At 70.3% G+C, this 22,388-nt stretch carries 21 protein-coding genes, 1 pseudogene and 1 riboswitch; of the genes and pseudogenes, 13 read left to right on the plus strand and 9 right to left on the minus strand.

Annotation, left to right across the window (positions count from 1 at the left end):
• The 4 genes from WD341_RS05790 to thiD all read left to right on the plus strand — a co-directional run.
• The coding region (locus WD341_RS05790; RefSeq protein WP_368424485.1) for an ATP-dependent metallopeptidase FtsH/Yme1/Tma family protein at positions 1 to 1,191 on the plus strand (1,191 nt) is incomplete at its 5' end.
• Between the two features lie 151 nt (positions 1,192 to 1,342).
• Positions 1,343 to 2,374, plus strand: a complete 1,032-nt coding sequence (gene folP, locus WD341_RS05795) for a dihydropteroate synthase (protein WP_368424486.1) — start codon at positions 1,343 to 1,345, stop codon at positions 2,372 to 2,374.
• Between the two features lie 49 nt (positions 2,375 to 2,423).
• Positions 2,424 to 3,773, plus strand: a complete 1,350-nt coding sequence (glmM, locus tag WD341_RS05800; protein ID WP_368424487.1) for a phosphoglucosamine mutase — start codon at positions 2,424 to 2,426, stop codon at positions 3,771 to 3,773.
• Positions 3,770 to 4,615: a bifunctional hydroxymethylpyrimidine kinase/phosphomethylpyrimidine kinase gene (gene thiD, locus WD341_RS05805; protein ID WP_368424488.1), complete on the plus strand. Its 846-nt coding sequence runs from the start codon at positions 3,770 to 3,772 to the stop codon at positions 4,613 to 4,615. The genes glmM and thiD overlap by 4 nt, the downstream gene beginning before the upstream one ends.
• Before the next feature lie 7 nt (positions 4,616 to 4,622).
• Here the strand turns inward: thiD and WD341_RS05810 are convergent, their stop codons facing one another.
• From WD341_RS05810 to WD341_RS05825, 4 genes and pseudogenes are all read right to left on the minus strand, one after another.
• On the minus strand, positions 4,623 to 5,204 hold the full coding sequence (locus WD341_RS05810; RefSeq protein WP_368424489.1) for a PAS domain-containing protein: 582 nt from the start codon (positions 5,202 to 5,204) through the stop codon (positions 4,623 to 4,625).
• Positions 5,205 to 5,338: 134 nt separating this feature from the next.
• Positions 5,339 to 5,845 (minus strand): 6,7-dimethyl-8-ribityllumazine synthase, encoded by a 507-nt coding sequence (locus tag WD341_RS05815; RefSeq protein WP_368424490.1) that lies wholly within the window; start codon positions 5,843 to 5,845, stop codon positions 5,339 to 5,341.
• A gap of 81 nt (positions 5,846 to 5,926) precedes the next feature.
• Positions 5,927 to 6,096, minus strand: a riboswitch (FMN riboswitch).
• A gap of 78 nt (positions 6,097 to 6,174) precedes the next feature.
• Positions 6,175 to 7,203, minus strand: a complete 1,029-nt coding sequence (locus WD341_RS05820; protein WP_368424491.1) for a PLP-dependent aminotransferase family protein — start codon at positions 7,201 to 7,203, stop codon at positions 6,175 to 6,177.
• Between the two features lie 148 nt (positions 7,204 to 7,351).
• Positions 7,352 to 7,570 (minus strand): annotated as a pseudogene (locus WD341_RS05825) (GntR family transcriptional regulator); the annotation flags it as partial.
• Positions 7,571 to 7,700: 130 nt separating this feature from the next.
• Between WD341_RS05825 and WD341_RS05830 the strand changes: the two are divergent.
• The 4 genes from WD341_RS05830 to WD341_RS05845 all read left to right on the plus strand — a co-directional run bounded on the left by WD341_RS05830 (position 7,701) and on the right by WD341_RS05845 (position 10,074).
• A complete protein-coding gene (locus WD341_RS05830) occupies positions 7,701 to 7,937 on the plus strand; it encodes a DUF1127 domain-containing protein (RefSeq protein ID WP_368424492.1) in 237 nt (78 codons plus the stop codon).
• Between the two features lie 39 nt (positions 7,938 to 7,976).
• Positions 7,977 to 8,801: a PhzF family phenazine biosynthesis protein gene (locus WD341_RS05835; protein WP_368424493.1), complete on the plus strand. Its 825-nt coding sequence runs from the start codon at positions 7,977 to 7,979 to the stop codon at positions 8,799 to 8,801.
• 164 nt (positions 8,802 to 8,965) lie between these two features.
• On the plus strand, positions 8,966 to 9,472 hold the full coding sequence (locus WD341_RS05840) for a MaoC family dehydratase (protein WP_368424494.1): 507 nt from the start codon (positions 8,966 to 8,968) through the stop codon (positions 9,470 to 9,472).
• The gene (locus tag WD341_RS05845) at positions 9,472 to 10,074 is read left to right on the plus strand and encodes a histidine phosphatase family protein (protein WP_368424495.1); all 603 of its coding nucleotides are present in this window, start codon (positions 9,472 to 9,474) and stop codon (positions 10,072 to 10,074) included. Before WD341_RS05840 ends, WD341_RS05845 begins: the two co-directional genes overlap by 1 nt.
• Before the next feature lie 18 nt (positions 10,075 to 10,092).
• Here the strand turns inward: WD341_RS05845 and WD341_RS05850 are convergent, their stop codons facing one another.
• On the minus strand, positions 10,093 to 11,874 hold the full coding sequence (locus tag WD341_RS05850; protein WP_368424496.1) for an SLC13 family permease: 1,782 nt from the start codon (positions 11,872 to 11,874) through the stop codon (positions 10,093 to 10,095).
• A gap of 271 nt (positions 11,875 to 12,145) precedes the next feature.
• Here WD341_RS05850 and WD341_RS05855 point away from each other — a divergent pair, with 271 nt between their 5' ends.
• From WD341_RS05855 to WD341_RS05875, 5 genes are all read left to right on the plus strand, one after another.
• A complete protein-coding gene (locus WD341_RS05855) occupies positions 12,146 to 13,321 on the plus strand; it encodes a phosphoserine transaminase (protein ID WP_368424497.1) in 1,176 nt (391 codons plus the stop codon).
• A gap of 78 nt (positions 13,322 to 13,399) precedes the next feature.
• Entirely contained in the window at positions 13,400 to 14,983 is a 1,584-nt protein-coding gene (gene serA, locus WD341_RS05860) for a phosphoglycerate dehydrogenase (RefSeq protein ID WP_368424498.1), read from the plus strand.
• A 397-nt stretch (positions 14,984 to 15,380) separates the two neighbouring features.
• Positions 15,381 to 16,997, plus strand: a complete 1,617-nt coding sequence (gene hutH, locus WD341_RS05865; RefSeq protein ID WP_368424499.1) for a histidine ammonia-lyase — start codon at positions 15,381 to 15,383, stop codon at positions 16,995 to 16,997.
• Positions 16,998 to 17,104: 107 nt separating this feature from the next.
• A complete protein-coding gene (locus WD341_RS05870; protein ID WP_368424500.1) occupies positions 17,105 to 17,404 on the plus strand; it encodes a winged helix-turn-helix transcriptional regulator in 300 nt (99 codons plus the stop codon).
• A 309-nt stretch (positions 17,405 to 17,713) separates the two neighbouring features.
• Positions 17,714 to 18,319: a sce7726 family protein gene (locus WD341_RS05875; protein ID WP_368424501.1), complete on the plus strand. Its 606-nt coding sequence runs from the start codon at positions 17,714 to 17,716 to the stop codon at positions 18,317 to 18,319.
• Here the strand turns inward: WD341_RS05875 and WD341_RS05880 are convergent.
• Genes WD341_RS05880 through WD341_RS05895 form a run of 4 tightly spaced genes read right to left on the minus strand, consistent with a single transcriptional unit; the run spans position 18,273 to position 22,231 of the window.
• Positions 18,273 to 19,358 (minus strand): beta family protein, encoded by a 1,086-nt coding sequence (locus WD341_RS05880; protein WP_368424502.1) that lies wholly within the window; start codon positions 19,356 to 19,358, stop codon positions 18,273 to 18,275. The two genes, WD341_RS05875 and WD341_RS05880, sit on opposite strands and share 47 nt — an antisense overlap.
• On the minus strand, positions 19,345 to 20,622 hold the full coding sequence (locus WD341_RS05885; RefSeq protein ID WP_368424503.1) for a helix-turn-helix domain-containing protein: 1,278 nt from the start codon (positions 20,620 to 20,622) through the stop codon (positions 19,345 to 19,347). The genes WD341_RS05880 and WD341_RS05885 overlap by 14 nt, the downstream gene beginning before the upstream one ends.
• On the minus strand, positions 20,619 to 21,314 hold the full coding sequence (locus tag WD341_RS05890) for a hypothetical protein (protein WP_368424504.1): 696 nt from the start codon (positions 21,312 to 21,314) through the stop codon (positions 20,619 to 20,621). Before WD341_RS05890 ends, WD341_RS05885 begins: the two co-directional genes overlap by 4 nt.
• A 53-nt stretch (positions 21,315 to 21,367) precedes the next feature.
• Complete coding sequence (locus WD341_RS05895) at positions 21,368 to 22,231, minus strand: LysR substrate-binding domain-containing protein (protein ID WP_368424505.1); 864 nt, start codon at positions 22,229 to 22,231, stop codon at positions 21,368 to 21,370.
• Positions 22,232 to 22,388: the final 157 nt, after the last annotated feature.

Below are 22,388 nucleotides of genomic sequence, written 5' to 3' on the forward strand. Positions count from 1 at the left end.
TGCATCATCTTCATCGACGAGATCGACGCGGTCGGCCGCCATCGCGGCGCCGGCCTGGGCGGCGGCAACGATGAGCGCGAGCAGACCCTCAACCAGCTGCTGGTCGAGATGGACGGCTTCGAGGCCAACGAGGGCGTGATCCTGGTCGCCGCGACCAACCGGCCCGACGTGCTGGACCCGGCGCTGCTGCGCCCGGGCCGCTTCGACCGCCAGGTCGTGGTGCCGAACCCGGACGTGCTGGGCCGCGAGAAGATCCTGCGCGTGCACATGCGCAAGGTGCCGCTCGCCCCCGACGTCGACGCCAAGGTCATCGCCCGCGGCACCCCGGGCTTCTCCGGCGCCGACCTCGCCAACCTGGTCAACGAGGCGGCTCTGCTGGCGGCGCGCTCCGGCAAGCGCTACGTCACCCAGAACGACTTCGAGATGGCCAAGGACAAGGTCCTGATGGGCGCCGAGCGGCGCTCCATGGTGATGACCGAGGAAGAGAAGGAGCTGACCGCCTATCATGAGGCGGGGCACGCCCTGGTCGGCCTCTACATCGAGGGCAACGACCCGCTGCACAAGGTCACCATCATCCCGCGCGGCCGCGCCCTGGGCGTGACCATGAACCTGCCCGAGCGCGACCGCTACGGCTTCAAGAAGTCCGAGATCCACGCCAAGCTGGCAATGATGTTCGGCGGCCGCGTCGCCGAGGAGCTGATCTACGGCCGCGAGCACATCACCACCGGCGCCGGCAACGACATCCAGCAGGCGACCAACCTCGCCCGCCGCATGGTCACCGAGTGGGGCATGAGCGAGAAGCTCGGCCCGCTGCGCTACGACGAGAACCAGGACGAGATCTTCCTCGGCCATTCCGTGGCGCGGACCCAGAACCTCTCCGAGGCGACGGCGCAGATGATCGACGAGGAGATCCGCCGGATCATCGAGGAGGCCGAGGGCACCGCCAAGTCGGTGCTGAGCGAGCACCTGGACGAGCTGCACCGGCTGTGCAAGGGCCTGCTCGAGTACGAGACCCTCAACGCCGACGAGGTGCGGCTGCTGATCAAGGGCCAGACGCTCGACCGGCGCGAGAAGGAGATGGGCTCGACCTCGAGCGGCGGCGGTCGCCGCTCCTCGGTGCCGAGCTCCGGCACGCCCAAGGGCAAGGATAGCCCCGGCGGCATCGGGCCGGAGCCCGAGCCCGCGAGCTGAGCCGGCCCCTCCTCTACCGGCGATCCGACAGGCAAGCCGCTCCACCCCCGGGTGGGGCGGCTTTTCCTTTGCGCTCCGGCAGCGCCGTGGCGCGATCGCGGCCGCGCGAGGACTTGTCGGCGGCCGGGGAGAGCGCTACCCCTCTGCGGCCATGACCACGCCGCTCTACCTCGAACCCCTCGAGCCGACGCCGCGCCGCCTGCCCGGCGGCCGCGCCCTGGCCGGCCAGGGCCTGCACTTCGCCCGCGTCGAGGTCGGCCGCTGGGACGGCGGCTCGCCCGAGCGCCAGCCCTGCGCGCTCGAGGCGTTGCCGCAGGCCGCCGGCCCCCTGCTCGAAGTGCTGAGCGCGCCCCGCCCGCCCTTCGCCGGCCTCGCCCTGGACCGGCCCTCGGTGATGGGTATCGTCAACGTCACCCCCGACTCCTTCTCCGACGGCGGCGACCTCTTCGATCCCGAGCAGGCGATCGCGAGCGGCCTGGAGATGTGGCGCGCCGGCGCCGCCTTCGTCGACGTCGGCGGCGAATCGACGCGCCCGGGCGCCGCGCCGATCGGCCTCGAGGAGGAGATCCGGCGGGTGCGCCCGGTCGTGGCGGCGCTGGCGGCAGCCGGCGTGCGCGTCTCGATCGACACGCGCCATGCCGCGGTCATGGCCGCGGCCGCCGAGGCCGGTGCGGCTGCGATCAACGACGTGACCGCGCTGACCCACGACCCGGACGCCCTGGCGGTCGCCGCCGCCAGCGGCCTGCCGGTCGTCCTGATGCACATGCGCGGCACGCCGGAGACCATGCAGCAGGACCCGCGCTATGCGGACGTCGCCTTCGAGGTCTTCGACTACCTGGCGGAGCGCGTCGCGGCCTGCGAGGCGGCGGGAATCGCGCGCAGCCGTCTCTGCGTCGACCCCGGCATCGGCTTCGGCAAGACGGTGGCGCACAACTGCAGCCTGATCGCGCGGCTGGCGCTGTTCCACGGGCTCGGCTGCCCGCTGCTGCTCGGCGCCAGCCGCAAGGCCTTCATCGGCCGCCTGTCGGCGGGGGAGCCGGCCAAGCGGCGCCTGCCCGGCTCCCTGGCGGTCGCCCTGGCCGGGGCCGCGCGCGGCGCGCAGATCCTGCGCGTCCACGATGTGGCGGAGACGCTGCAGGCCCTGGCCGTGCAACGCGCGCTCGACGAGGCCTCGGCCCATTGAGCCGCGGCTTCTGCTATAGCTCTGGCGCAGCCCTCTTCGGAAACGGACCATGACACGCAAGCTCTTCGGCACCGACGGCATCCGCGGCAAGTCCAACGTCGCGCCGATCGACGCCCAGACCGCCCTTTCGGTCGCCATGGCCGCGGGCGCCCTGTTCCGCCGCGAGGTCGGCCACCGTCCGCTGGTGGTCATCGGCAAGGACACGCGGCTGTCCGGCTACCTGCTGGAGCCGGCGGTGACCGCCGGCTTCATCGCCGTCGGCCTCGACGTCGTGCTGCTCGGCCCGCTGCCGACGCCGGCCGTCGGCGTGCTGACCCGCAGCCTGCGCGCCGATCTCGGCGTCGTCATCTCGGCCTCCCACAACCCCTTCGACGACAACGGCATCAAGCTGTTCGGCCCGGACGGCTTCAAGCTCTCGGACGCGGTCGAGGCGGAGATCGAGGCACGCATCGACGGCGGCCACGACGGCGACCTGGTGACCGCGGCGAAGCTGGGTCGGGCGCGCCGCCTCGACGACGCCCCCGGCCGCTACATCGAATTCGTCAAGTCGAGCTTCCCGCGCCAGCTGCGCCTGGACGGGCTGAAGGTCGTGGTCGACTGCGCCCAGGGCGCCGCCTACCGGGTCGCGCCGGCGGTGCTGTTCGAGCTCGGCGCCGAGGTGGTGCCGATCAGCGTCGCCCCCGACGGCCTCAATATCAACCGCGACTGCGGCGCGACCGCGCCCGAGGCGATGTGCCGGGCGGTGCTCGAGCAGGGTGCCGACCTGGGGCTGGCCCTCGACGGCGACGCCGACCGCGTGATCCTGGCCGACGAGAAGGGCCTGCCGATCGACGGCGACCAGGTCATGGGCCTGATCGCCGCCTCCTGGCTGGCGCGCGGCGAGCTCAAGGGCGAGAGCGTGATCGGCACGGTGATGTGCAACCTCGGCCTGGAGCGCCACCTGAACGAGATGGGCATCGGCCTGTTCCGGACCCCGGTCGGCGACCGCTACGTCGTCGAGCGGATGCGCGCGACCGGCTGCAACCTGGGCGGCGAACCCTCGGGCCATGTCGTGATGAGCGACTACTCGACGACCGGCGACGGGCTGATCGCGGCGCTGCAGGTGCTGGCCGTGCTGGTCGCCTCCGGGCGGCCGGCCAGCGAGGTCTGCCGCGTCTTCGAGCCGCTGCCGCAGCTGCTGCGCAACGTCCGCTTCGGGCTCGGCAGACCCCTGGAACAGGACAGCGTCAAGGCCGCGATCGCCGCCGGCGAAAGCCGCCTGGCCGGGCGCGGCCGGCTGCTGATCCGCAAGTCCGGCACGGAGCCGGTGATCCGGGTCATGGCCGAGGGCGAGGACGAGACGCTGATCGTCGAGGTCGTCGAGGAGATCGCGCGCTCGATCGAGGAAGCCGCCCGATGAGCGCACCGCCGGACCGGTTCCGGGGACGCGTGCTGATCGTCGCCGGCTCCGATTCGGGCGGCGGCGCCGGCATCCAGGCCGACATCAAGACCGTCACCGCACTCGGCGGCTACGCGACGACCGCGATCACGGCGCTGACCGCGCAGAACACCCTGGGCGTCGAGGCCGTGTTCGGCGTCGACCCCGCCTTCATCCGACGGCAGATGGCCGTCGTGCTCGACGACCTGGGCGCCGACGCGATCAAGACCGGCATGCTGCATACGGCGCCGGTCATCGAGGCGGTCGCCGCCGAGCTGGCGGCGCGCGGCCGCGGCATCCCGCTGGTGGTCGATCCGGTGATGGTGGCCGAGAGCGGCGCGACGCTGCTCGATCCGGCCGCGGTCGGCGCGCTCAACCGGGACCTGCTGGTGCGCGCGACACTGCTGACGCCGAACCTGCCGGAGGCCGAGAAGCTGACCGGCATGGCCATCGCCGACCTGGAGGCGATGCGCGAGGCGGCGGCCATGTTGCGCACGCTGGGCCCGGAGGCGGTGCTGCTCAAAGGCGGGCACCTGGCCGGCGAGACGATCCACGACGTGCTGGCGACCGAGGCGGGGCTGGAGGTCTTCACCGGCAGCCGCCTGGCCGCGCTGGGCAGCCACGGCACCGGTTGCACCCTGGCTTCGGCCATCGCCTGCGGACTGGCCCAGGGCCTCGGCCTGCGCGACGCCGTCGCCCGCGCGCGCGCCTACCTGCGCGAGGCGATCCGTACCGCGCCGGGCTTCGGCCGCGGCCACGGGCCGGTCAACCACGGCCACACCGTAGGGGCGTTCCCGGTCCCCGAGGAATCGCGCTCCGGCTGAACAGCCCTCAGCCGGTGCCGAGCGGGGCGACGGCGGCTGGTTCGCCCGGGCGCGCGCCGCGCCAGCCGAAGAAGGACTGGTCGAGCAGCTCGGCCAGCAGCTCCGGCTTCTCCTGCGGGTCGGACCAGCCCGGGTCGTCGCTTGTCTCGGCGGTCGAGGAGATGATGAAGCGCGGCTCGCCCTCCTCCGCCCGCAGCGGCAGGCGCAGCACCTCGACGATCGCCTCGCGGCCCGAGGGATACTGGTCGCGGACCCGCGCGACATGGCCGCAGGGCTCGTCGAGGATGCGGTTCAGCGCCGCCCTCAGCGTCGCCCGCGAGCCGGAATGCAGCAGGTCGAGCACGTTGTTGCCGGTCGGGTTGACGCCGACCCGGCGGACCACGGCCGTGCCGGCCAGTCGGATGTGGAAGTCGTCCGGGGCGCGGCGCTCGTAGAGCACCAGGTCGGGCAGCAGGCGCGGCATCTCCGCCGGGTCGATCGCCGACTTCCAGGGCATGCACCCACCCTCGAGCTTGCCGAGCCAGTAGGCCAGGAACTGGCCGTTGGTCTCGAGCAGGTTCGCGGTCAGGGCTGTCGAGGGCTGCAGCATCTCTCTGGCTCCGGGGCCGGGGCGGACAGGATGGGCGGTCGAGCCCAGCATCGGCCTCGAAAGGCCGACTGCCGGATACTGGCGTGCAAGGGTTAACAAGCCAACACGCTATGAGGGCCGACCGCCCGGCCTGCTCAGGCGGCTTCGGCCAAGGCGGCGTGGGCGGAGAGGACCGACAGGCACGCGCCGGCGACCTCGCGGCCCTTGCCTTCCAGGTGCTCCAGGAAGAAGCGCCGCTGCACCTCGGTCTCCTGGAACTGGTGCGGCGTCAGCACCGCCGAGAGCACCGGCACCCCGCTGTCGAGCTGTACGCGCATCAGCCCTTCCAGCACCGTCGCCGCGACGAACTCGTGGCGGTAGACGCCGCCGTCGACGACGAAGGCGGCACCGACCACGGCGGCGAAGCGGCCGCTCGCCACCAGCCGGCGGGCCAGCAGCGGGATCTCGAAGGCACCGGGCACGGCGAAGGGCTCGACCGCGACAGGGTCGCCGCCGAGCCGGGCGATCTCGCGCAGGAAGCCCTCGTGGCAGGCGTCGACGAGGTCGGCGTGCCAGCGCGCCTTGACGAAGGCGATGCGCGGACCCTCGCCGACGGCGGCAAGGCCGGTAGTGGTGGTGGCGGTAGGGGAGACCTGATTCATCGCTTTCTCCTTCGAAAGGGGCGAATCAGGGCGTAACGAATCGACGCGGCCGCAACCGGTGCCTACCGGCGCGACCCGCCTTTCCGTTCTCTTCCATCCGGACTGTGACCGTCGGCTTCGGAGTCGCACCGAATCTGCTGACCTCCCACGGACCGGAGCCCGAGGAGCGCTCGCGGGCTTCGGCCGCCGGACCCCGAGGCCCCGCTGCCGTCACCGCCGGTGGGGACTTCCACCCCGCCCCGAGAACGCGTCCCGCCGCACGGCGGAACGGCATCCTTCTACAGCTCGGCGCAAGCGCCTGTCGATGCCTCTGTGGCGAAGGGCCGGGATCACGCGAGCCCGTCGAAGCTCGCGCGTGGTGCTTCCTCGACCAGCGCCGCCAGGCGGTCGAGCGCCTCGGTCAGCGCGGCGCGGCTGTCCGGGGGCCCGAGGCAGACGCGCACGGCCGGCACCTCGAAGCGGCGCTGCACGGCGAAGGGCTGGGAGGGCGTGACGGCGACGCCGCGGCGCTGGGCGGCCTGCACGAACTCCTCGGCGCGCCACCGCTCGGGCAGGGTCAGCCAGGCGAAGAGCGCGCCCGGCGGACAGGCGACCTGCAGTCCCCGGAAGCGCTCGAGGGCGAGCTGCCGCCGGGCTTCCGATTCCACGCGGATGGCGTCGCGGATCCGCACCGCCGCGCCGGAGCGGATCCAGCGCGCGGCGATCTCGGCCTGGAAGGGCGAGCCCTTGCTGCCGAGCGTGAAGACCGCGCCGCGCACCGCCTCGGTGCGCGCCGGCGGCGGCACCAGGAAGCCCAGGCGCAGACCCGGCGCCAAGGCCTTCGACAGGCTGGTGACGTGGTAGGTCAGCTCGGGCAGCAGCGCCGAGAAGGGCAGCGGCACGTCGTTGCCGAGCAGGCGGAAGAGGTCGTCCTCGATGACCGGCAGGCGGTGGCGCAGGGCGACCTCGGCCAGCGCCTCGCGGCGCGCCAGGCTCATCGTCCCCGTCGTCGGGTTCTGCATGGTCGGCACCAGGTAGAGCGCCGCCGCGCCGTGGGCTCGCACCGCGGCCTCGACGCCCTCGGGCAGCGGCCCGTCAGCGTCGACCGGCAGGGGCTCGAGCCGGAGGCCGAGCAGCCGCGCGATCGGCTGGATGCCGGGGTAGGTCAGCGGCTCGACCAGGACCCGCTCGCCGGGCCGGCAGAGCGAGAGCAGCGCCGCCATGACCCCGTGATGGGCGCCGTTGGTGATGATGATGCGCGCCGGATCGGCCTCCCAGCCGATCGCCGAGAGCCAAGTCGCGGCAGCCTCGCGGTGCGCGGGGTAGCCCTCGTTCGGCGGGTAGGCGAGGAAGCGCTCCAGGCTGGCGTCCCCGGCCATCGCCGAGCGCCTCGGCGAGCTCGGCGGCGGCCGGCACCGGCGGCGGCGCCGCGAAATGGAGGTCGTAGGCGTTCGGCGCCTGCTCGAGCGGAATGTGGGCGCCGACCCGGTAGCGGGCGGCGGCCCGGGGATCGCGCACGTAGGTGCCGCGGCCGACCTCGCCGACCACCAGTCCGCGCCGCTCCGCCTCCCGGTAGGCCCGCGTTACGGTGCCGACCGTAACCTTGAGGTCCCAGGCCAGGTCACGATGCGTCGGCAGCTTGGCTCCCGACGGCAGCCGGCCGCTCGAGATGTCGGTCGCCAGGGCTTCGGCGATCGCCAGGTAGCGGGGCCCGCGCTCCGGGAGATTGGGGGTCCAACTTGTCATGGGCACAATAATGACATTGACGCCATATTGTCTCAAGCAATATCCGGATAGAGGCGAGAGGGGCCGACCGGGACAATGGCGTGACCTGCCGTCCGGCCGCGCCCCGATCCCTTGCCAAAGGAACCGAGAGATGAGCACTCGCAGCCTGCCTTCGGACCTCGCCGGCCGCCGTGCCGGTGCCCGCGCCGGCCCGCGCTTGTCGGCCAGCCAGGCCGTTCCAGCCCTGGTCCAGCTGCTGCTTCTATGGCAGGAAAGGAGCAATCAGCGGCTGCGCCTGCGCGAGCTCGACGACCACATGCTCAAGGACCTGGGCATCAGCCGTGACCAGGCCTGGCGCGAGAGCGAGAAGCCCTTCTGGCGTCTCTAGGGCGCCCCCGACCCTGCCGAATTGTACGGGAGACAATCGATGCGCCTGCCCCTCTACCAGCTCGACGCCTTCGCCGACCGGCCCTTCACCGGGAATCCGGCGGCGGTGGTGCCGCTGAGCGGCTGGCTGCCGGACCCGACGCTGCAGGCGATCGCGCTGGAGAACAACCTGGCGGAGACCGCCTTCCTCGTGCGGCGCGAGCCGGCCGGGGCGGACTTGGTGGAGTACGACCTGCGCTGGTTCACCCCGGCGATCGAGGTCGACCTCTGCGGCCACGCGACGCTGGCGAGTGCCGCCGCCGTGCAGCGCTGGCTGGCGCCGGGCGCGCGCACGATCCGCTTTCACACCCACTCCGGGGCCTTGACCGTCTCCGGCGACAGCCTGAGCGGCGAGGGCCTGCTGACCATGGACTTCCCGGCGCAGCCGCCGCGCCCGGTCGGGACCGCCGAGGCCGCCGCCGTCGCTGCGGCGCTGGGACAGGAGCCGGAGGCGGTGCTGGCGGCCGGCAAGGCCCTGGCCGTGCTGGCCGACGAGGCGGCGGTGCTGGCCGCCGCGCCGGACCTGGCACGGGTCGCCGCGCTGCCCTTCGACGGCCTGATCGTCACGGCGCCCGGGCACGACCACGACTTCGTCTCGCGCTACTTCGCGCCGCATGCCGGCATCGACGAGGATCCCGTGACCGGTTCGGCGCACTGCGTGCTCACGCCCTACTGGGCCGAGCGGCTCGGCAGAAGCCGACTGTCGGCGCGGCAGGTCTCGGCGCGCGGCGGCGACCTGCGGCTCGAGCTGAAGGGCGAGCGGGTCGCGATCGGCGGCCGGGTCGCGCCCTACCTGGAAGGCACCATCGAGGTGCCCGAGGCCTGATCTGCCGGGTGCTGCCTTCGCGGCTGCACAAGCGCCGGGAAATGCACTAGAAAAGCGGCCATGACCGCGCCTGCCGCCGCTCTTGCGATCGAGCCCGCACGCTTTCCCGAGGACGGCGAGGCGCTGCGCCGTCCGCGCTCGCCCCGGCTGGACCAGGAGACTTCGTGACGCCAGAAGATACGCCGCTCGCCGCCCGCCCCGCGCCGGCCCCAGCGGCCGGCACCCGCCATCTCGACGACTTCGCGGTGGGCGAGCGCTTCGTCAGCCGCGGCGCCACCCTGACCGAGGCGCAGATCCTCGACTTCGCCTGGCAGTGGGATCCGCAGCCCTTCCACCTCGACGCCGAGGCGGCGGCCGACTGGGGCTTCGGCGGCCTGATCGCCAGCGGCTTCCAGACGCTGCTGGTCGGCTTCCGGCTGTTCTATCAGGAGAACGTCTGGAACGCGGCCTCCCTGGGCTCGCCCGGCCTCGACGAGATCCGCTTCCTCAGGCCGGTGCGCCCGGGCGACACGATCCACACCGAGGCCGAGGTCCTGGAGGTGCGGCCCTCGCGCAGCAAGGTCGACCGCGGCTCGCTGCGCATGCGTTACGAGGTGGTCAACCAGGCGGGCGAGCCGGTGCTCAGCTTCGTCGCCATCCAGATCCTGCGCCGACGCGTCGAGGGTGCCTGATGGCCGAGGCGATCTACCTGCTGCGCCACGGCGAGACGGTCTGGAACCGCGACCGCCGCATCCAGGGCCAGCTCGACGCGCCCCTGACGCGCCTGGGCACGGAGCAGGCCTGGGCCATGGGCGAGACGCTGCGCGAACTGCTCCAGGACAGGCCGCCGGCCGCCCTCCAGGTCTCCACGCTCGGCCGCTGCCGGCAATCGGCGGCGCTGGTCTGCGAGGCGGCCGGCCTGGACTTCGCCGCGGCGGACTTCCGGCCCGAGCTGATGGAGCTGCACTACGGCGCCTGGCAGGGCCAGCGCAAGCCCGACTTGCGGCGCGCGCAGCCGGAGCTCTGGGCCCGGCGTGAGAGCGAGCGCTGGACCTTCGCTCCCGAGGGCGGCGAGAGCTACGCCCAGGCTTCGCGGCGCATCGCCGACTGGCTCGAGCGGCTGAAGCGGCAGGAGGGCACGGTGGTCGCGGTGCTGCACGGCGGCACCTCGATCCTGGCGCGCGGCCTCTACGCGGGCCTGGCGCCGGCCGGACTGCTGGCCCAGGACTTTCCCCAGAACGCCTTCTACCGCCTGGCCGCGGGCACCGTGACGCGCTTCGACACCGGCCTCTGACCCGCCCCGGGCGCGCGCCTAGAGAGGCCAGAACAGCAGGATCATCGGCAGGCCGACCAGCAGGATCAGCAGGTCGAGCGGCAGACCCATGCGCCAGTAGTCGTAGAAGCGGTAACCGCCGGGGCCCATGACCAGCAGGTTCGACTGGTGGCCGATCGGCGTCAGGTAGGTCGAGGAGGCGCCGATCGCGACGGCCATCAGAAAGGGGTCGACGTTGGCGCCCAAGCCGTGCGCCACGGTGACGCCGATCGGCGCCATCAGCACGGCGGTCGCGGCGTTGTTCATGATGTCCGAGAGCAACATCGTGACGATCATCAGCATACCGAGCACGACCCAGGCCGGCGCCTGGTCGCCGAGATGCAGCAGCGGCAGCGCGATGATGCCGGAGCCGCCGGTGGTCTCCAGCGCCATGCCGACGGGGATCAGCGCGCCGAGCAGGATGATGACCGGCCACTCGACCGACTCGTAGAGCTCCCGCAGATGCACGTCGCCGACCGCCAGGGTGCAGAGGGCGGCGATCATGAAGGCGATCTGCGGCGGCAGCAGGCCGGCGACCACGGTGCCGATGGCGAGCAGGAAGATCAGCGGCGACCAGATCGAGCCGCCGCGCCGGCGCAGCTGCAGGTCGCGCCCGGCCAGCGGCAGGCAGCCGAGCGCCGCCAGCACGTCGGGCAGGGCCTCGCGCTCGCCCTGGAGCAGCAGCACGTCGCCGGCAGTGAAGCGGACTTGGCCAAGCCGCTCGTGCTGCTCCTCGCCCTGGCGCGCGACCGCCAGCAGGTTGAGCCCGAAGCGGGTGTGCAGGTGCATGGAGTGCGCCGTGCGCCCTTCCAGGCGCGAGCCGGGCACGATCACCGCCTCGACCAGTCCGACGCGCTCGGAGCGCAGGTCGGCGGCCGAGATGTCGGCGGCCCCGACCAGCTGCAGCTCGGCCTTCGCGAGCACCAGCTGCAGCGCGTCGGAATCGGCCTCGATGATCAGGATGTCGCCGGCCTGCAGGCGGATGAAGCCCGAGGGCGCCAGAATCCGGTCGTCGTTGCGCACCAGCGCGACCACCTGCACGTCGGCCTGGGCCAGGGTCTCGATGTCGATGAGGCGACGGCCGACATAGGCCGAATTGGAGGGCAGGCGGACCTCCGTGACGTAGTCCTCGATGGCGACCAGGGGCTTGACCGCGGTCGAGCCCTGCTCCTGGCGCTGGGGCAGCAGGCGCCAGCCGACCAGGGCCACGAAGACGACGCCGACCAGCGCGACGCTCAGCCCGACCGGCGCGAAGTCGAACATGCCGAAGGGCTCGCCGGTCTCCTGGGCGCGGAAGGAGGCGATGACGATGTTCGGCGGCGTGCCGATCAGCGTGGTCAGGCCGCCGAGCAGCGAGGCGAAGGAGATCGGCATCAGCACCTCGCTCGCCGGCCGTCGGGCCTCCCCGGCGACGGCGAGCGCGACCGGCAGCATCAGCGCCAGGGCGCCGACGTTGTTCATGAAGGCCGAGAAGATCGCGGTGACGCCGGCCAGTCCCAGCACCTGGACCGTCGGGCGGGCGCCGAGGCTGCCGAGCAGCCGCGCCGCCATGTCGACCAGGGCGCTGTTCCTGAGCGAGCGGGTCAGGATCAGGATCGCCGCCACCGTGATCACCGCCGGATGGCCGAAGCCCTCGAAGGCCCGCTCGCCCGGCACCACGCCGACCACGACCGCGGCCAGCAGCGCGATCATGGCCACCAGGTCGTAGCGCAGCCGGCCCCAGGCGAAGAGCAGCAGGGCTGCGCCCAGGATGGCGAAGAGCAGGATCTGCTCCGTGTTCATCGGCGGCTCTGGCGTCCCTGTCTGGCGGCCGTCGGCGCCCTGCGTTCGGGCGTCGTGCGGGGCGCGGGTTCTGCCCTGGCGGCGGGCACCCGCTTCGCGCGACACTCTACCCGGCCGGTACCCCCCGGCACCAGCGCCAGGGGCAGCGATTCACATTGGATCCCCGGGCTCGCGCCGGGGGGCCGTCCGTTGACGCACTGCAGCATGGTGCCTAGTATCCGCCGCACTTTAGCTCCGGAACGACTACTACAGGCGAAGGAACGACTCTGCCATGACGTCCGCCGCGAAGCCGGCCGCCCGCCCGGCCAACCCGAACTTCTCCTCGGGCCCCTGCGCCAAACGCCCCGGCTGGTCGCCGGCCGTTCTCGCCGAGGCTCCGGTCGGCCGCTCGCACCGCGCCGCCGTCGGCAAGGCCCGTCTCGCCGAGGTCATCGAGCGCTCGGCGCGCCTCCTCGGGCTGCCGCAGGGCTGGCGCCTGGGCATCGTCCCCGCCTCCGACACCGGCGCCCTGGAGATGGCGCTCTGGTCGCTGCTCGGCCCCCGCGGCGTCGAGGTCCTGGCCTGGGAGTCCTTCGGCGCCGGCTGGGCGACCGACGTGCTGAAGCAGCTCAAGATGACCGACGCGCGCCTGCTCGAGGCGCCCTACGGCGCGCTGCCCGACCTCTCGGCGGTCGACTGGGACTGCGACGTCGTCTTCACCTGGAACGGCACGACCTCGGGTGTCTGCCTGCCCGACGCCGACTGGATCTCGGCCGGGCGTACCGGCCTGGCGATCTGCGACGCGACCTCGGCGGCCTTCGCCATGCCGCTCGACTTCGACAAGCTCGATGTCGTGACCTGGTCCTGGCAGAAGGTGCTGGGCGGCGAGGCGGCCCACGGCATGCTGGCGCTCGGACCGCGCGCCGTCGAGCGGCTGGAGAGCCACACGCCCGCCTGGCCGCTGCCGAAGATCTTCCGCATGACCAAGGGCGGCAAGCTGAACGAGGGCATCTTCAAGGGCGAGACCATCAACACGCCCTCGATGCTCTGCGTCGAGGACGCCCTCGACGGCCTGCGCTGGGCCGAGTCGGCCGGCGGGCTCGAGGCCCTGATCGGCCGCTCGCGCGCCAACCTGGCGGCGGTCGAGCGCTGGGTCGAGGCCTCCGACTGGGCCGGCTTCCTGGCCCAGCGGCCCGACACCCGCTCCTCGACCTCGATCTGCCTGGCGGTCATCGACCCCTGGTTCGCCGGCCAGACCGAGGCGGCGCAACGCGGCCTGGTCAAGGCGCTGGTCGGGCGGCTCGAGGCCGAGGGCGTCGCCTACGACATCGGCGCCTACCGCGACGCCCCGCCCGGCCTGCGCATCTGGGGCGGCGCCACGGTCGAGACCGCCGACATCGAGGCCCTGCTGCCCTGGCTCGACTGGGCCTACGGCGCGATCAAGGCCGAGTCGCGCGCCGCCGCCTGAAGACGGCGGACCTTCCGAGCACCACCTCGACCCCAACGCCTCCCACGCACGCCTCCCACAGCGGGAAGAAAGAGTCCGATGCCGAAGGTCCTGATCGCCGACAACCTGAGTCCCCTCGCCGTCGAGGTCTTCGAGCAACGCGGCATCGAGGCCGTGGTCCGGACCGGCCTCAAGCCGGAGGACCTGGTTGCCGCCGCCGCCGGCTACGACGGCATCGCCGTGCGCTCCGCCTCCAAGATCACCGCCGAGGTGCTGGAGGCCGGCTCCAAGGGCGCCCTGCGCATCGTCGGGCGCGCCGGCATCGGCGTCGACAACATCGACGTGCCGGCGGCGACCCGCCTCGGCGTCGTCGTGATGAACACGCCGGGCGGCAACTCGGTGACCACGGCCGAGCACGCCATCTCCCTGATGCTGGCGCTCTGCCGCCAGATCCCCGCCGCCGATCTCTCGACCCAGGCCGGCAAGTGGGAGAAGTCCCGGTTCATGGGCGTCGAGCTGACCGGCAAGACCCTGGGCGTGGTCGGCTGCGGCAACATCGGCGCGATCGTCGCCGACCGGGCGCTCGGCCTGCGCATGAAGGTCGTCGTCTACGATCCCTTCCTGTCGCAGGACCGCGCCGACGACCTGGGCGTCGAGAAGCTCGAGCTCGACGAGCTGCTGGCGCGCGCCGACATCGTCACGCTGCACGTGCCGCTGACCGACCAGACCCGCGGCATCCTCGACAAGGCGGCCCTGGCCAAGTGCCGCAAGGGCGTGCGCATCGTCAACTGCGCGCGCGGCGGCCTGGTCGTCGAGGCCGACCTCAAGGAGGCCCTGGAGTCGGGGCAGGTCGCCGGCGCCGCGCTCGACGTCTTCGAGCAGGAGCCGGCCCGCGAGAACCCCCTGTTCGGCACGCCGAACCTGGTCTGCACGCCGCACCTCGGCGCCTCCACCGCCGAGGCCCAGGAGAAGGTCGCGGTCCAGGTCGCCGAGCAGATGGCCGACTACCTGGTCTCGGGCGCCGTCTCCAATGCGGTGAACATGCCCTCGATGACGGCCGAGGACGCCAAGCGCCTGGGCCCCTACATGACGCTGGCGGAGCAGCTCGGCTCCTTCGCCGGACAGCTGACGCGCAGCGGCCTGAAGGGCGTCCGCATCGAGTACGAGGGCCAGGTCGCCGAGCTCAACACCAGGCCGCTGACCCAGATCGCCCTGGTCGGGCTGCTGCGCCCGATGCTCGACCAGGTCAACATGGTCAACGCCCAGGAGCTGGCGCGCCAGCGCGACATCGACGTCGCCCAGACCAAGCACGAGCGCGACTGCGACTACCAGACGCTGATGCGGGTGACGGTGATCACCGAGCGCCAGGAGCGCAGCGTCGCCGGCACGCTGTTCGGCGGCACCAAGCCGCGCCTGGTCAACGTCAAGGGCATCGAGCTCGAGGCCCAGCTCGGCGCGCACATGCTCTACACGACCAACCACGACCGGCCGGGCGCGATCGCCGACCTGTCGCGCACCCTGGCCGACGCCGGCATCAACGTCGCCACCTTCAACCTGGGCCGCGACGACCGCGGCGGCGAGGCGATCGCGCTGATCGAGCTCGACGAGCCGCTGCCGCCCCCTGTGCTCGAGCGCGTGCGCGCCCTGCCGCAGATCAAGCAGGCCGAGCTGCTGAGCTTCTGAGGGGCGGCGCCGCGCTTCCACGCTTCGTGGTTCGACAGGCTCACCATGAAGCGACTCCGGGGCCGGCACAGGCTTCGGGTCGCGCTTCATGAGAGCAAGGCTACAGGTCGCGCTTCATGGTGAGCGCTTCACCCTGAGCTTGTCGAAGGGCGAACCACGAAGCGCGAGTTGCACAGGCCCCGCCACGCCCCCTGCCCTCCGGAAGCGTTCCCGGCCAAGAGCAGGCTTCTGGTCGCGCTTCATGGTGAGCTTGTCGAACCACGAAGCGCGAGTTGCGCGAGCGCAGCAGCGGGACTCCGCCGATCGGCGACACGCCAAGGTCGCGCCCGGTCGTTGACCGCGGCGGCCGGCGTGCTATTCGGGCCGGCGACGTTCCTTGCCGAAGGAGAGCCCGCCCGTGAGCAGTGTCCTCGACCTGGTGCCCGACCGCCTCGACCTCGCGGCGCTGCGCGCCTTCTGGCGGGCGCCGGGAGCGATCGCCCTGTCCGAGGCGGCACGCCGGCGCATCGGCGCCGCCCAGGGCGTGCTCGAAGGCGCGGTGCGGGCCTCGGAGGCGCCCGGGGCGGCATCGATCTACGGCATCACCACAGGCTTCGGCGAGAACGCCAAGTACGCCATTGCCCCTGACGCGCGGCGCGCCCTGCAGCGCAAGCTGGTGGTGTCCCACGCCACCGGCACCGGGCCCGACCTGCCCGACGCCGTGGTCCGCCTGGCCCTGCTGCTCAAGGCGCACGGCCTCAGCCGCGGGTTCTCGGGCGTGCGGCCGGAGGTCGTCGAGACCCTGATCGCACTCGCCGGCGGCGACGCCCTGCCGGTGGTGCCGGCCTGGGGCTCGATGGGCGCCTCGGGCGACCTGGCGCCGCTCGCCCACATCGGGCTGGTCGTGCTCGGCGAGCCGGGCGGCCGTTTCCGCCACGCCGGCGCGGTCCATCCCGCGGAGCGCCTGGAGGCCGTGACCGGCATCGCGCCGCTCGCCGACCTCGCGCCCAAGGAGGGCCTGGCGCTGATCAACGGCACGGAGGTCGCGACGGCGCTCGGCCTGGTCGCGCTGTTCGAGGCCGAGAACGCGCTCGCCGCGGCGCTCGTCGCCGGCGCGCTGACCCTCGACGCCGCCTTCGGCAATCCCGACGCCTTTTCGGCGCTGATCAACGAGCGGGCGCGACGCCAGCACGGCCAGGCCGAGGTCGCACGCCTGCTGCGCGGGCTGCTCGAGGGCAGCGGGCGCACCCCGGTCGCCCTGCGCGTCCAGGACCCCTACTCGCTGCGCTGCCAGCCGCAGGTCGTCGGCGCCGCGCTCGACACCCTGCGCTTCGCCGCCACCCTGCTCGAGCGCGAGGCCGGCAGCACGACCGACAATCCGGTGCTCGACCCCGAGGCCGACCCCGAGGATCCGGACAGCCGCCCGCTGATCAGCGGCGGCAACTTCCACGCCGAGCCGGTCGCCTTCGCCGCCGACGCCATGGCCCTCGCGGTCAGCGAGATCGCCTCGATGGCCGAGCGCCGCGTCGCCTTCCTGATCGACTCCAGCAAGTCCGGCTTCCCGCCCTTCCTGGCGGCCGGCATCCCCGGCCTCGATTCCGGGCTGATGAACGCCCAGGTCACCGCCGCCGCCCTGGTCTGCCAGCTGCGCGTGCGCGCCGCCCCGGCCAGCGTCCAGTCGCTGCCGACCTCGGCCGACCAGGAGGACCACGTCTCGATGGGCACCTTCGGCGCCTGGCGCCTGCTCGAGATGGTCGACTGCCTGCGCCGGGTCGTGGCGGTCGAGCTGCTCGCCGCCCTCCAGGCCAGCTACTTCGCGCCCCGCGGCCTGCCCGAGGGCCTCGACGGGCGCGCGCTCGTGCTGGCCGGTCCGCTCGCCGAGGCCAAGGCGGCCATACTCGCGCGCCTGCCGGCACCGGCCTCCGAGTCCGCCTTCATCGGCGAGGACCGGGTTCTCGCCGGCGTCATCGACACCCTGGCCGAGATGATCGCCGAGGGCGCCTTCCGCCGCTTCGCGCCGGTCGAGCTGGGGTAGGTCCCTACTCGGCGGCGGCCGGCGCCTTGCGCCGGGCCCTACGGCTGCGGGCTGGAGGCGGCGCTCGACGTGGTCGGCGGCAAGACGTGGTCGGCGGCAAGTAGAAGGTGCCGATCCTCTGGCACCTGGCCGAGGGGCCGCTGCGCTTCGGCGAGCTGCGCCGCCGGATCGCGGCGATCAGCGAGAAGATGCCGATCCAGAACCTGAAGGAGCTGCAGGCCGACGCCATCGTCACGCGCACCGACCACAAGGAGGTGCCGCCGCGCGTCGACTACGCCATGACCCCCTTCGGCCACTCCCTCTGCACCGCCCTCGCCCCCTTGAGCGCCTGGGGCCAGAAGCACGTCGAGCGCATCGCGGCGTGCAAGCGCGAGGGCGAGGCGGCAAGGGAGAAGGTGGAGGCGTAGGGGGGTGGCGTGCAACGGTGAGGTGCGGAAGCGCCGCGGGGCTGATTCCTTCGGAGCGCCCACATTGGACCCATGCGGGAAGTTCGGCGAGCGCGACTCGAACGTCCGTTTTGAGCCCAAAGTCGGTCGCTCCAGCCGGCTTGTCCACGGCCAGAAGCGGACATCGCCAGTGACACCCTTGAGAATTGTCAAGTGAGTCAGATTGCCGCCTTGGCTTGGAGCAGGACTTCCGGCAGAAAGTAGACTGGAGGCTACTCGATACTGACCAATGCGACATTGACGGTAGACTAGGGGGGGGGAGGAAGCCCAATGCTGACCAAGGCGAAGTTGGAATCGACAGACGCAGACATTCGCTCTGCGCTACACTCCAAACGATTACGACGCGCCAAATCTCATTCCGACACGCTCGTGATCGACGAGCTTGGTCTCGCGCACGCCCGAAGCCGCATTGATGTGGCCGTCATTAACGGCTGCATCCACGGCTATGAAATCAAGAGCACCAAGGACAACCTAGACCGATTCTCGACGCAGATAGACATTTTCCGCCAGACGTTGCAAAAGCTGACATTCGTCGCCGCGCCGAAGCATCTCGCAAGCATCATGAGTTGCGCTCCCGAATGGTGCGGCGTGATCGCGGCCGAGCAGGGACCAAGGGGCGGTGTCAACTTCCATGTGTTGCGAAACCCCCTCGCCAACCCCGAAATCGATCCGGTCATGATGGCGCATCTTCTCTGGCGCGACGAAGTACTAGAACTCCTAGGCCAAGCCGGATATGCGCCGAAGGACCTCCGACGGCCGAGGAGGCAACTTTACGAGATACTTTGCGAGATCATGACGCTTCGCGAGATCACCGCCTCCATCCGCGCCTTCATGGTGCAGCGCCGAACGTGGAGAGATCGTCCAGCACATGCGTGATGTGGTGGTTGATCGTAACGAACTTCCACCAAGGCTGATTGCTAGGCTTCGCCGTCCGCATCGCACATTTAGCGATGTAGTCATCGCCGCTTGAGAAACCCGCTCCGCTGAACTTGCCAGACGCTACAATCGAAGCACAGTGGTCGTACATCTGCCCTGGATTGTCTCGGAATGCCCCGCCTTTGCGCACCTCCCATGCCGTTGACGTTGTATAGACGAGCTTACCAGCTGGCTTGATCTTGCGCATGTCTATCGGCGCGAATTCCGGATGGACGATTGTGTAGTCGCCGAAATTCGGTTGCCGCATGCCAGGAGGCAACTTGCCGAGCAGCGTTTGATAGAAGAGCCAATCATGGCGCGGGAGCTGGTCGGCGCCCTTGGCAACATCCTTGAACGTCTCCGGAATCGCCGTACCGATGACGACAAAATTGCGGAAGGTATGCAGGTTACCAAGCTTTTGCATGGCAGCAATGAGAGCACCTGCGAATGCATTGTAGGGCTCAAAATTCGGTGCGCCGAGATCGATAACGAGGTCAACTTCGCCGAGCGATAGATCGAGCGCCTCGGTCAACGCCTTGATGCGCGTGCGCGCATCCGGCTTCATCAAATCCTCCAGCCGGACCCCGATGGCCGCTCCAAAACCATCGGTCGCAACGATTCCTGCAACAGATGTGAGCATTGGCGGGGAGACATCGAGCGGAACGGCCGGCATCGCATTCGCTTGGAATGCCCGCAGGGCTTCAAACACGTATGTGAAGATGTCGCGACCGTCCCCCATCGGCTTGCCGGGAATAGTTGGATGCACGCCGATCCATGCGGGCCGCTGCCCCCACTTGGCATTGAAGCGTGCGGCGAAGGGATGGACGTGCTCCTGAACGGTCTTCTTCGGCTGCCACAACTCGAAATCGAATTCGACTTCCGGAATTGTGACATAGGGAACAGTACGGTCCTTGGCGGCGGCGGCAAGGCGAGCAAGTGCCTGGTACTCGCCGAGGCGCCACCGCAGCGCCGGGACATACATATCGTTAGTCAAGATCATCGCTCGCCTCCTCTAGCTGCGAGCGCACCTGATCCCGACCAACCAAATCATTCAGGATGGTGTAATTGCCGCGCTCCTTCCTGATGCGTCCCGCGATGATGCTCGGATCGATGCCGATCGTATCCGCGTCGATCTTCACCGCCTCTTCCGACAGGGCGAAGCGGGACAGACACTGATCCCACAATGCTTCCGGTATCAGCGCGTCGAGCGCGAATTTGTCAGCCTTCGCCTCAATCGCGTCACTGTCATTGCCACCTTCCTCGTCGAAGAAGTCGAAGCGCAATCCGTCGAAAAGATGCAGGAAGACGTGACCGAGCTCGTGCATCAGTACAAACCAGAAATTGTCCAAACGGTCATAGCGTAGCGTAAGGCCTACAACCGGAGTCTCACCATTTGTGAGCATGGCCGCGCCGTCGAGATACGACCCTGGAAGGTGACGTTCGACGATGAGAACGATGCCTTTCTCCGCCAGCAGATCGCGGGCACGCATCGGGCCGTCCTTGCGTTTCGTGAGACGCACCAACTCTGGCAGCCACCGGTCATCGAGTTCGAAGGTTGCGATCTTTTGCGCTTCGATCTTGCTATGCGCCCGCTCCAGAATGCGCGCTTGCCATGCGAGTAGGGCGTATTCGTTCGGCACGTTCCCGCTGCGCATCTTCTTGCGATGAAACGCCGTCGCAAATTGCGGTCCTGCCGCGTGCAGAAAATATTCCTTTACGCGCTCAATCGGGTTTGCGCCCCGCGGCAGATCAAACCACTTTCGTTTGATCATCTCCTTGTAAGGAAGCTCACTCCAGACGATATCGTCGACATCGCCCCACGCGAACACCGACCCGCCAACCTGCTTCGGTCCCTCAAAACTTCCGGACGCCTTAACACCGAGCGCTTTCGAAATTTCTATCAGCCGACCAAGGCTTGCGCCCATGTAGTCGGTCGCCTCGTAGCGCTGCACCTGTTGCGGCTTCATCCCAAGTTTTTCGGCGAGGTTCGTCTGGCTCATGCCGGAGGCGATTCGCGCCTGAACCAGCACGCGCGGCAATTCTTCTAGAGCATAGGTTTTTGAGAACGAAATCTGGCCTGCTTTCAGTAGATCGTATTCGGCAAGCTCGGCCTCGATGTCGACGATCTGGCTCTTGAGCCCATCGATCTCTACCTGCTTTAGCCATGCCGGTACCGATGCGCGCTCCTTCGCGGCAGCAAGCGCATCTTGCAACTTCGCTAGTTGCGCACGCGACACGCCATACTGTTTGTCGCTGTAGATCATGGCTGCACCTTCCCGGAGAGAAGCGGATCGGCTAAAAGCGAAATGGAGATGATTCCTTTCTGTTTCCCTGTAAATCGATCTAGTTGGAAAAAATCGACGAATGCCCACCCGACATCTACGCACATCATAGAGGACGGAAAGAACTCGCCCTTGAACGCCGCTTTCTGCGCTGCCCGACCGTTTGCGAATTCTCGGAATACGGGATCAAGCTTAGCCGGATCGACCCCGGTAGGGTCCCAGCATGCATCGAAGTCGCCGGGCCTCGGCTTGCCAGTCACATAGCTGCCGTCGAGGTAGATCGCCTGACATCCAGCCAATCGAAGCTTGCCAGAGGCGACAACGAGACCGTCGAAAAGCTCACGCCGCCAGGCATTCGTCCCGAAGGCAGCCGCCACATCTTCCAAACTTGCCGCGTGCGCCCCAGGGGGCAGCACAGTCCACGGAGAGCCGGACAAGGAGACGAGCGCGGGTATCATGATTACAACGATAATGTTGTAATCACTAGAACGCAAGCGTAAAGCCTCCAATCGTCGCCGGATCGGCTTGGGAACCTCAGATGGCACGACAGAGGCAGAATTCCCTGTTGGACGGCGAGGAATGTCTCGCAATGACTGGATATGGGCCCTTGGGCGCAAGTCAGATGGTCGCTGTCGCTCTTCGCCGCCACTGCGCTTGCGGCCGGTCGCGGTCATTCAATCATCGCTCCCGGTTGTCCGCTCCTGGCGCAAAGCAGCCGCATCCCCCCCTACCCCACCCTAAACACCGCCTCGATCTCCCCCGCCAGCCGCTCCACGGCCGCCCCCGGCGCCTGCTCCGCCCGGTAGAGCTGCAGTTCGGCCGGCGGCAGGGTCGGGAAGCCCTCTTCCGGGGTCAGCACCCGCCAGTGGGGCGGGACGGTGCGGCGGGAGGTGATGGTGACGGCGCCGCGGGATTCGACGGCGATGCGGATGCCGGTCGGGCTCTGGCTGGTGTAGACGACGCGCCACTCGCGGCCGCTGCCGGCCAGCGCCGCGGCGCCGCGCGCCCGGTAGGGGCAGCTTTCGGGATAGAGCACCAGCGGCAGCGGGCGCCCCTCCAGCGCCGCCGGATCGAAGGCCGGGCCGGCGACCCAGACGATCTCCTCGTGGCACAGGGTCAGGCCGGTGCTGCGCCGGGCGTGGCGGATGCCCAGCACCAGGTCGAGCTCGGCCCGCTCCAGCCGGTCGAGCAGCTCCCAGGTCATGTCGCACTGGATGTCGCAGCGCACCCGCGGGAAGGCCGCCTCGAAGCGGCGCAGCAGCGCCGGCAGGAACAGCTCGGCGTAGTCGTTCGGCATGCCGACGCGCACCACGACCTCGCCGAGCGCCGGGTTGACCGCGGCCGCGGCCTCGGCCTGCAGCTGCAGGATGCGCCGGGCGTAGACCAGGAAGTCGCGGCCGGCGCGGGTCGGCGCGACGCTGCGCTTGCTGCGCTCGAACAGGCGACAGCCGAGCATCGCCTCGAGCCGGCCGATCTGCAGCGAGACGGCCGACTGGCTGCGCCCGACCCGGCCGGCGGCGGCGGTGAAGCTGCCGGTCTCGGCGACGGCGACGAGGCTGCGCAGCAGGGCGGTTTCCAGGTTCGGCTCCATGCCCACTAATAAGGAACGCTCATCGAGGCAATGCAACAAACTCGTTTCCGTCATGATCGCCCAGGGTCCAGTGTCGCGGCCTGGGATCACCCACCGCCGCCGTCCCGGGCCGCCGGGCTCGCAGCGCCGAAGCCACCCAGGCTTCCGGGCTCGCCCG

Source organism: Tistlia sp. (genome assembly GCF_040905785.1).
Lineage (GTDB): Bacteria > Pseudomonadota > Alphaproteobacteria > Kiloniellales > DSM-21159 > Tistlia.

Bases quoted from the DNA above. Each gene is read 5' to 3' on its own strand.
- folP (WP_368424486.1), top strand. From the start codon at position 1,343: ATGACCACGCCGCTCTACCTCGAACCCCTCGAGCCGACGCCGCGCCGC.
- glmM (WP_368424487.1), top strand. From the start codon at position 2,424: ATGACACGCAAGCTCTTCGGCACCGACGGCATCCGCGGCAAGTCCAAC.
- thiD (WP_368424488.1), top strand. From the start codon at position 3,770: ATGAGCGCACCGCCGGACCGGTTCCGGGGACGCGTGCTGATCGTCGCC.
- WD341_RS05810 (WP_368424489.1), bottom strand. From the start codon at position 5,204: ATGCTGCAGCCCTCGACAGCCCTGACCGCGAACCTGCTCGAGACCAAC.
- WD341_RS05815 (WP_368424490.1), bottom strand. From the start codon at position 5,845: ATGAATCAGGTCTCCCCTACCGCCACCACCACTACCGGCCTTGCCGCC.
- WD341_RS05820 (WP_368424491.1), bottom strand. From the start codon at position 7,203: ATGGCCGGGGACGCCAGCCTGGAGCGCTTCCTCGCCTACCCGCCGAAC.
- WD341_RS05830 (WP_368424492.1), top strand. From the start codon at position 7,701: ATGAGCACTCGCAGCCTGCCTTCGGACCTCGCCGGCCGCCGTGCCGGT.
- WD341_RS05835 (WP_368424493.1), top strand. From the start codon at position 7,977: ATGCGCCTGCCCCTCTACCAGCTCGACGCCTTCGCCGACCGGCCCTTC.
- WD341_RS05845 (WP_368424495.1), top strand. From the start codon at position 9,472: ATGGCCGAGGCGATCTACCTGCTGCGCCACGGCGAGACGGTCTGGAAC.
- WD341_RS05850 (WP_368424496.1), bottom strand. From the start codon at position 11,874: ATGAACACGGAGCAGATCCTGCTCTTCGCCATCCTGGGCGCAGCCCTG.
- WD341_RS05855 (WP_368424497.1), top strand. From the start codon at position 12,146: ATGACGTCCGCCGCGAAGCCGGCCGCCCGCCCGGCCAACCCGAACTTC.
- serA (WP_368424498.1), top strand. From the start codon at position 13,400: ATGCCGAAGGTCCTGATCGCCGACAACCTGAGTCCCCTCGCCGTCGAG.
- WD341_RS05875 (WP_368424501.1), top strand. From the start codon at position 17,714: ATGCTGACCAAGGCGAAGTTGGAATCGACAGACGCAGACATTCGCTCT.
- WD341_RS05880 (WP_368424502.1), bottom strand. From the start codon at position 19,358: ATGATCTTGACTAACGATATGTATGTCCCGGCGCTGCGGTGGCGCCTC.
- WD341_RS05885 (WP_368424503.1), bottom strand. From the start codon at position 20,622: ATGATCTACAGCGACAAACAGTATGGCGTGTCGCGTGCGCAACTAGCG.
- WD341_RS05890 (WP_368424504.1), bottom strand. From the start codon at position 21,314: ATGACCGCGACCGGCCGCAAGCGCAGTGGCGGCGAAGAGCGACAGCGA.
- WD341_RS05895 (WP_368424505.1), bottom strand. From the start codon at position 22,231: ATGGAGCCGAACCTGGAAACCGCCCTGCTGCGCAGCCTCGTCGCCGTC.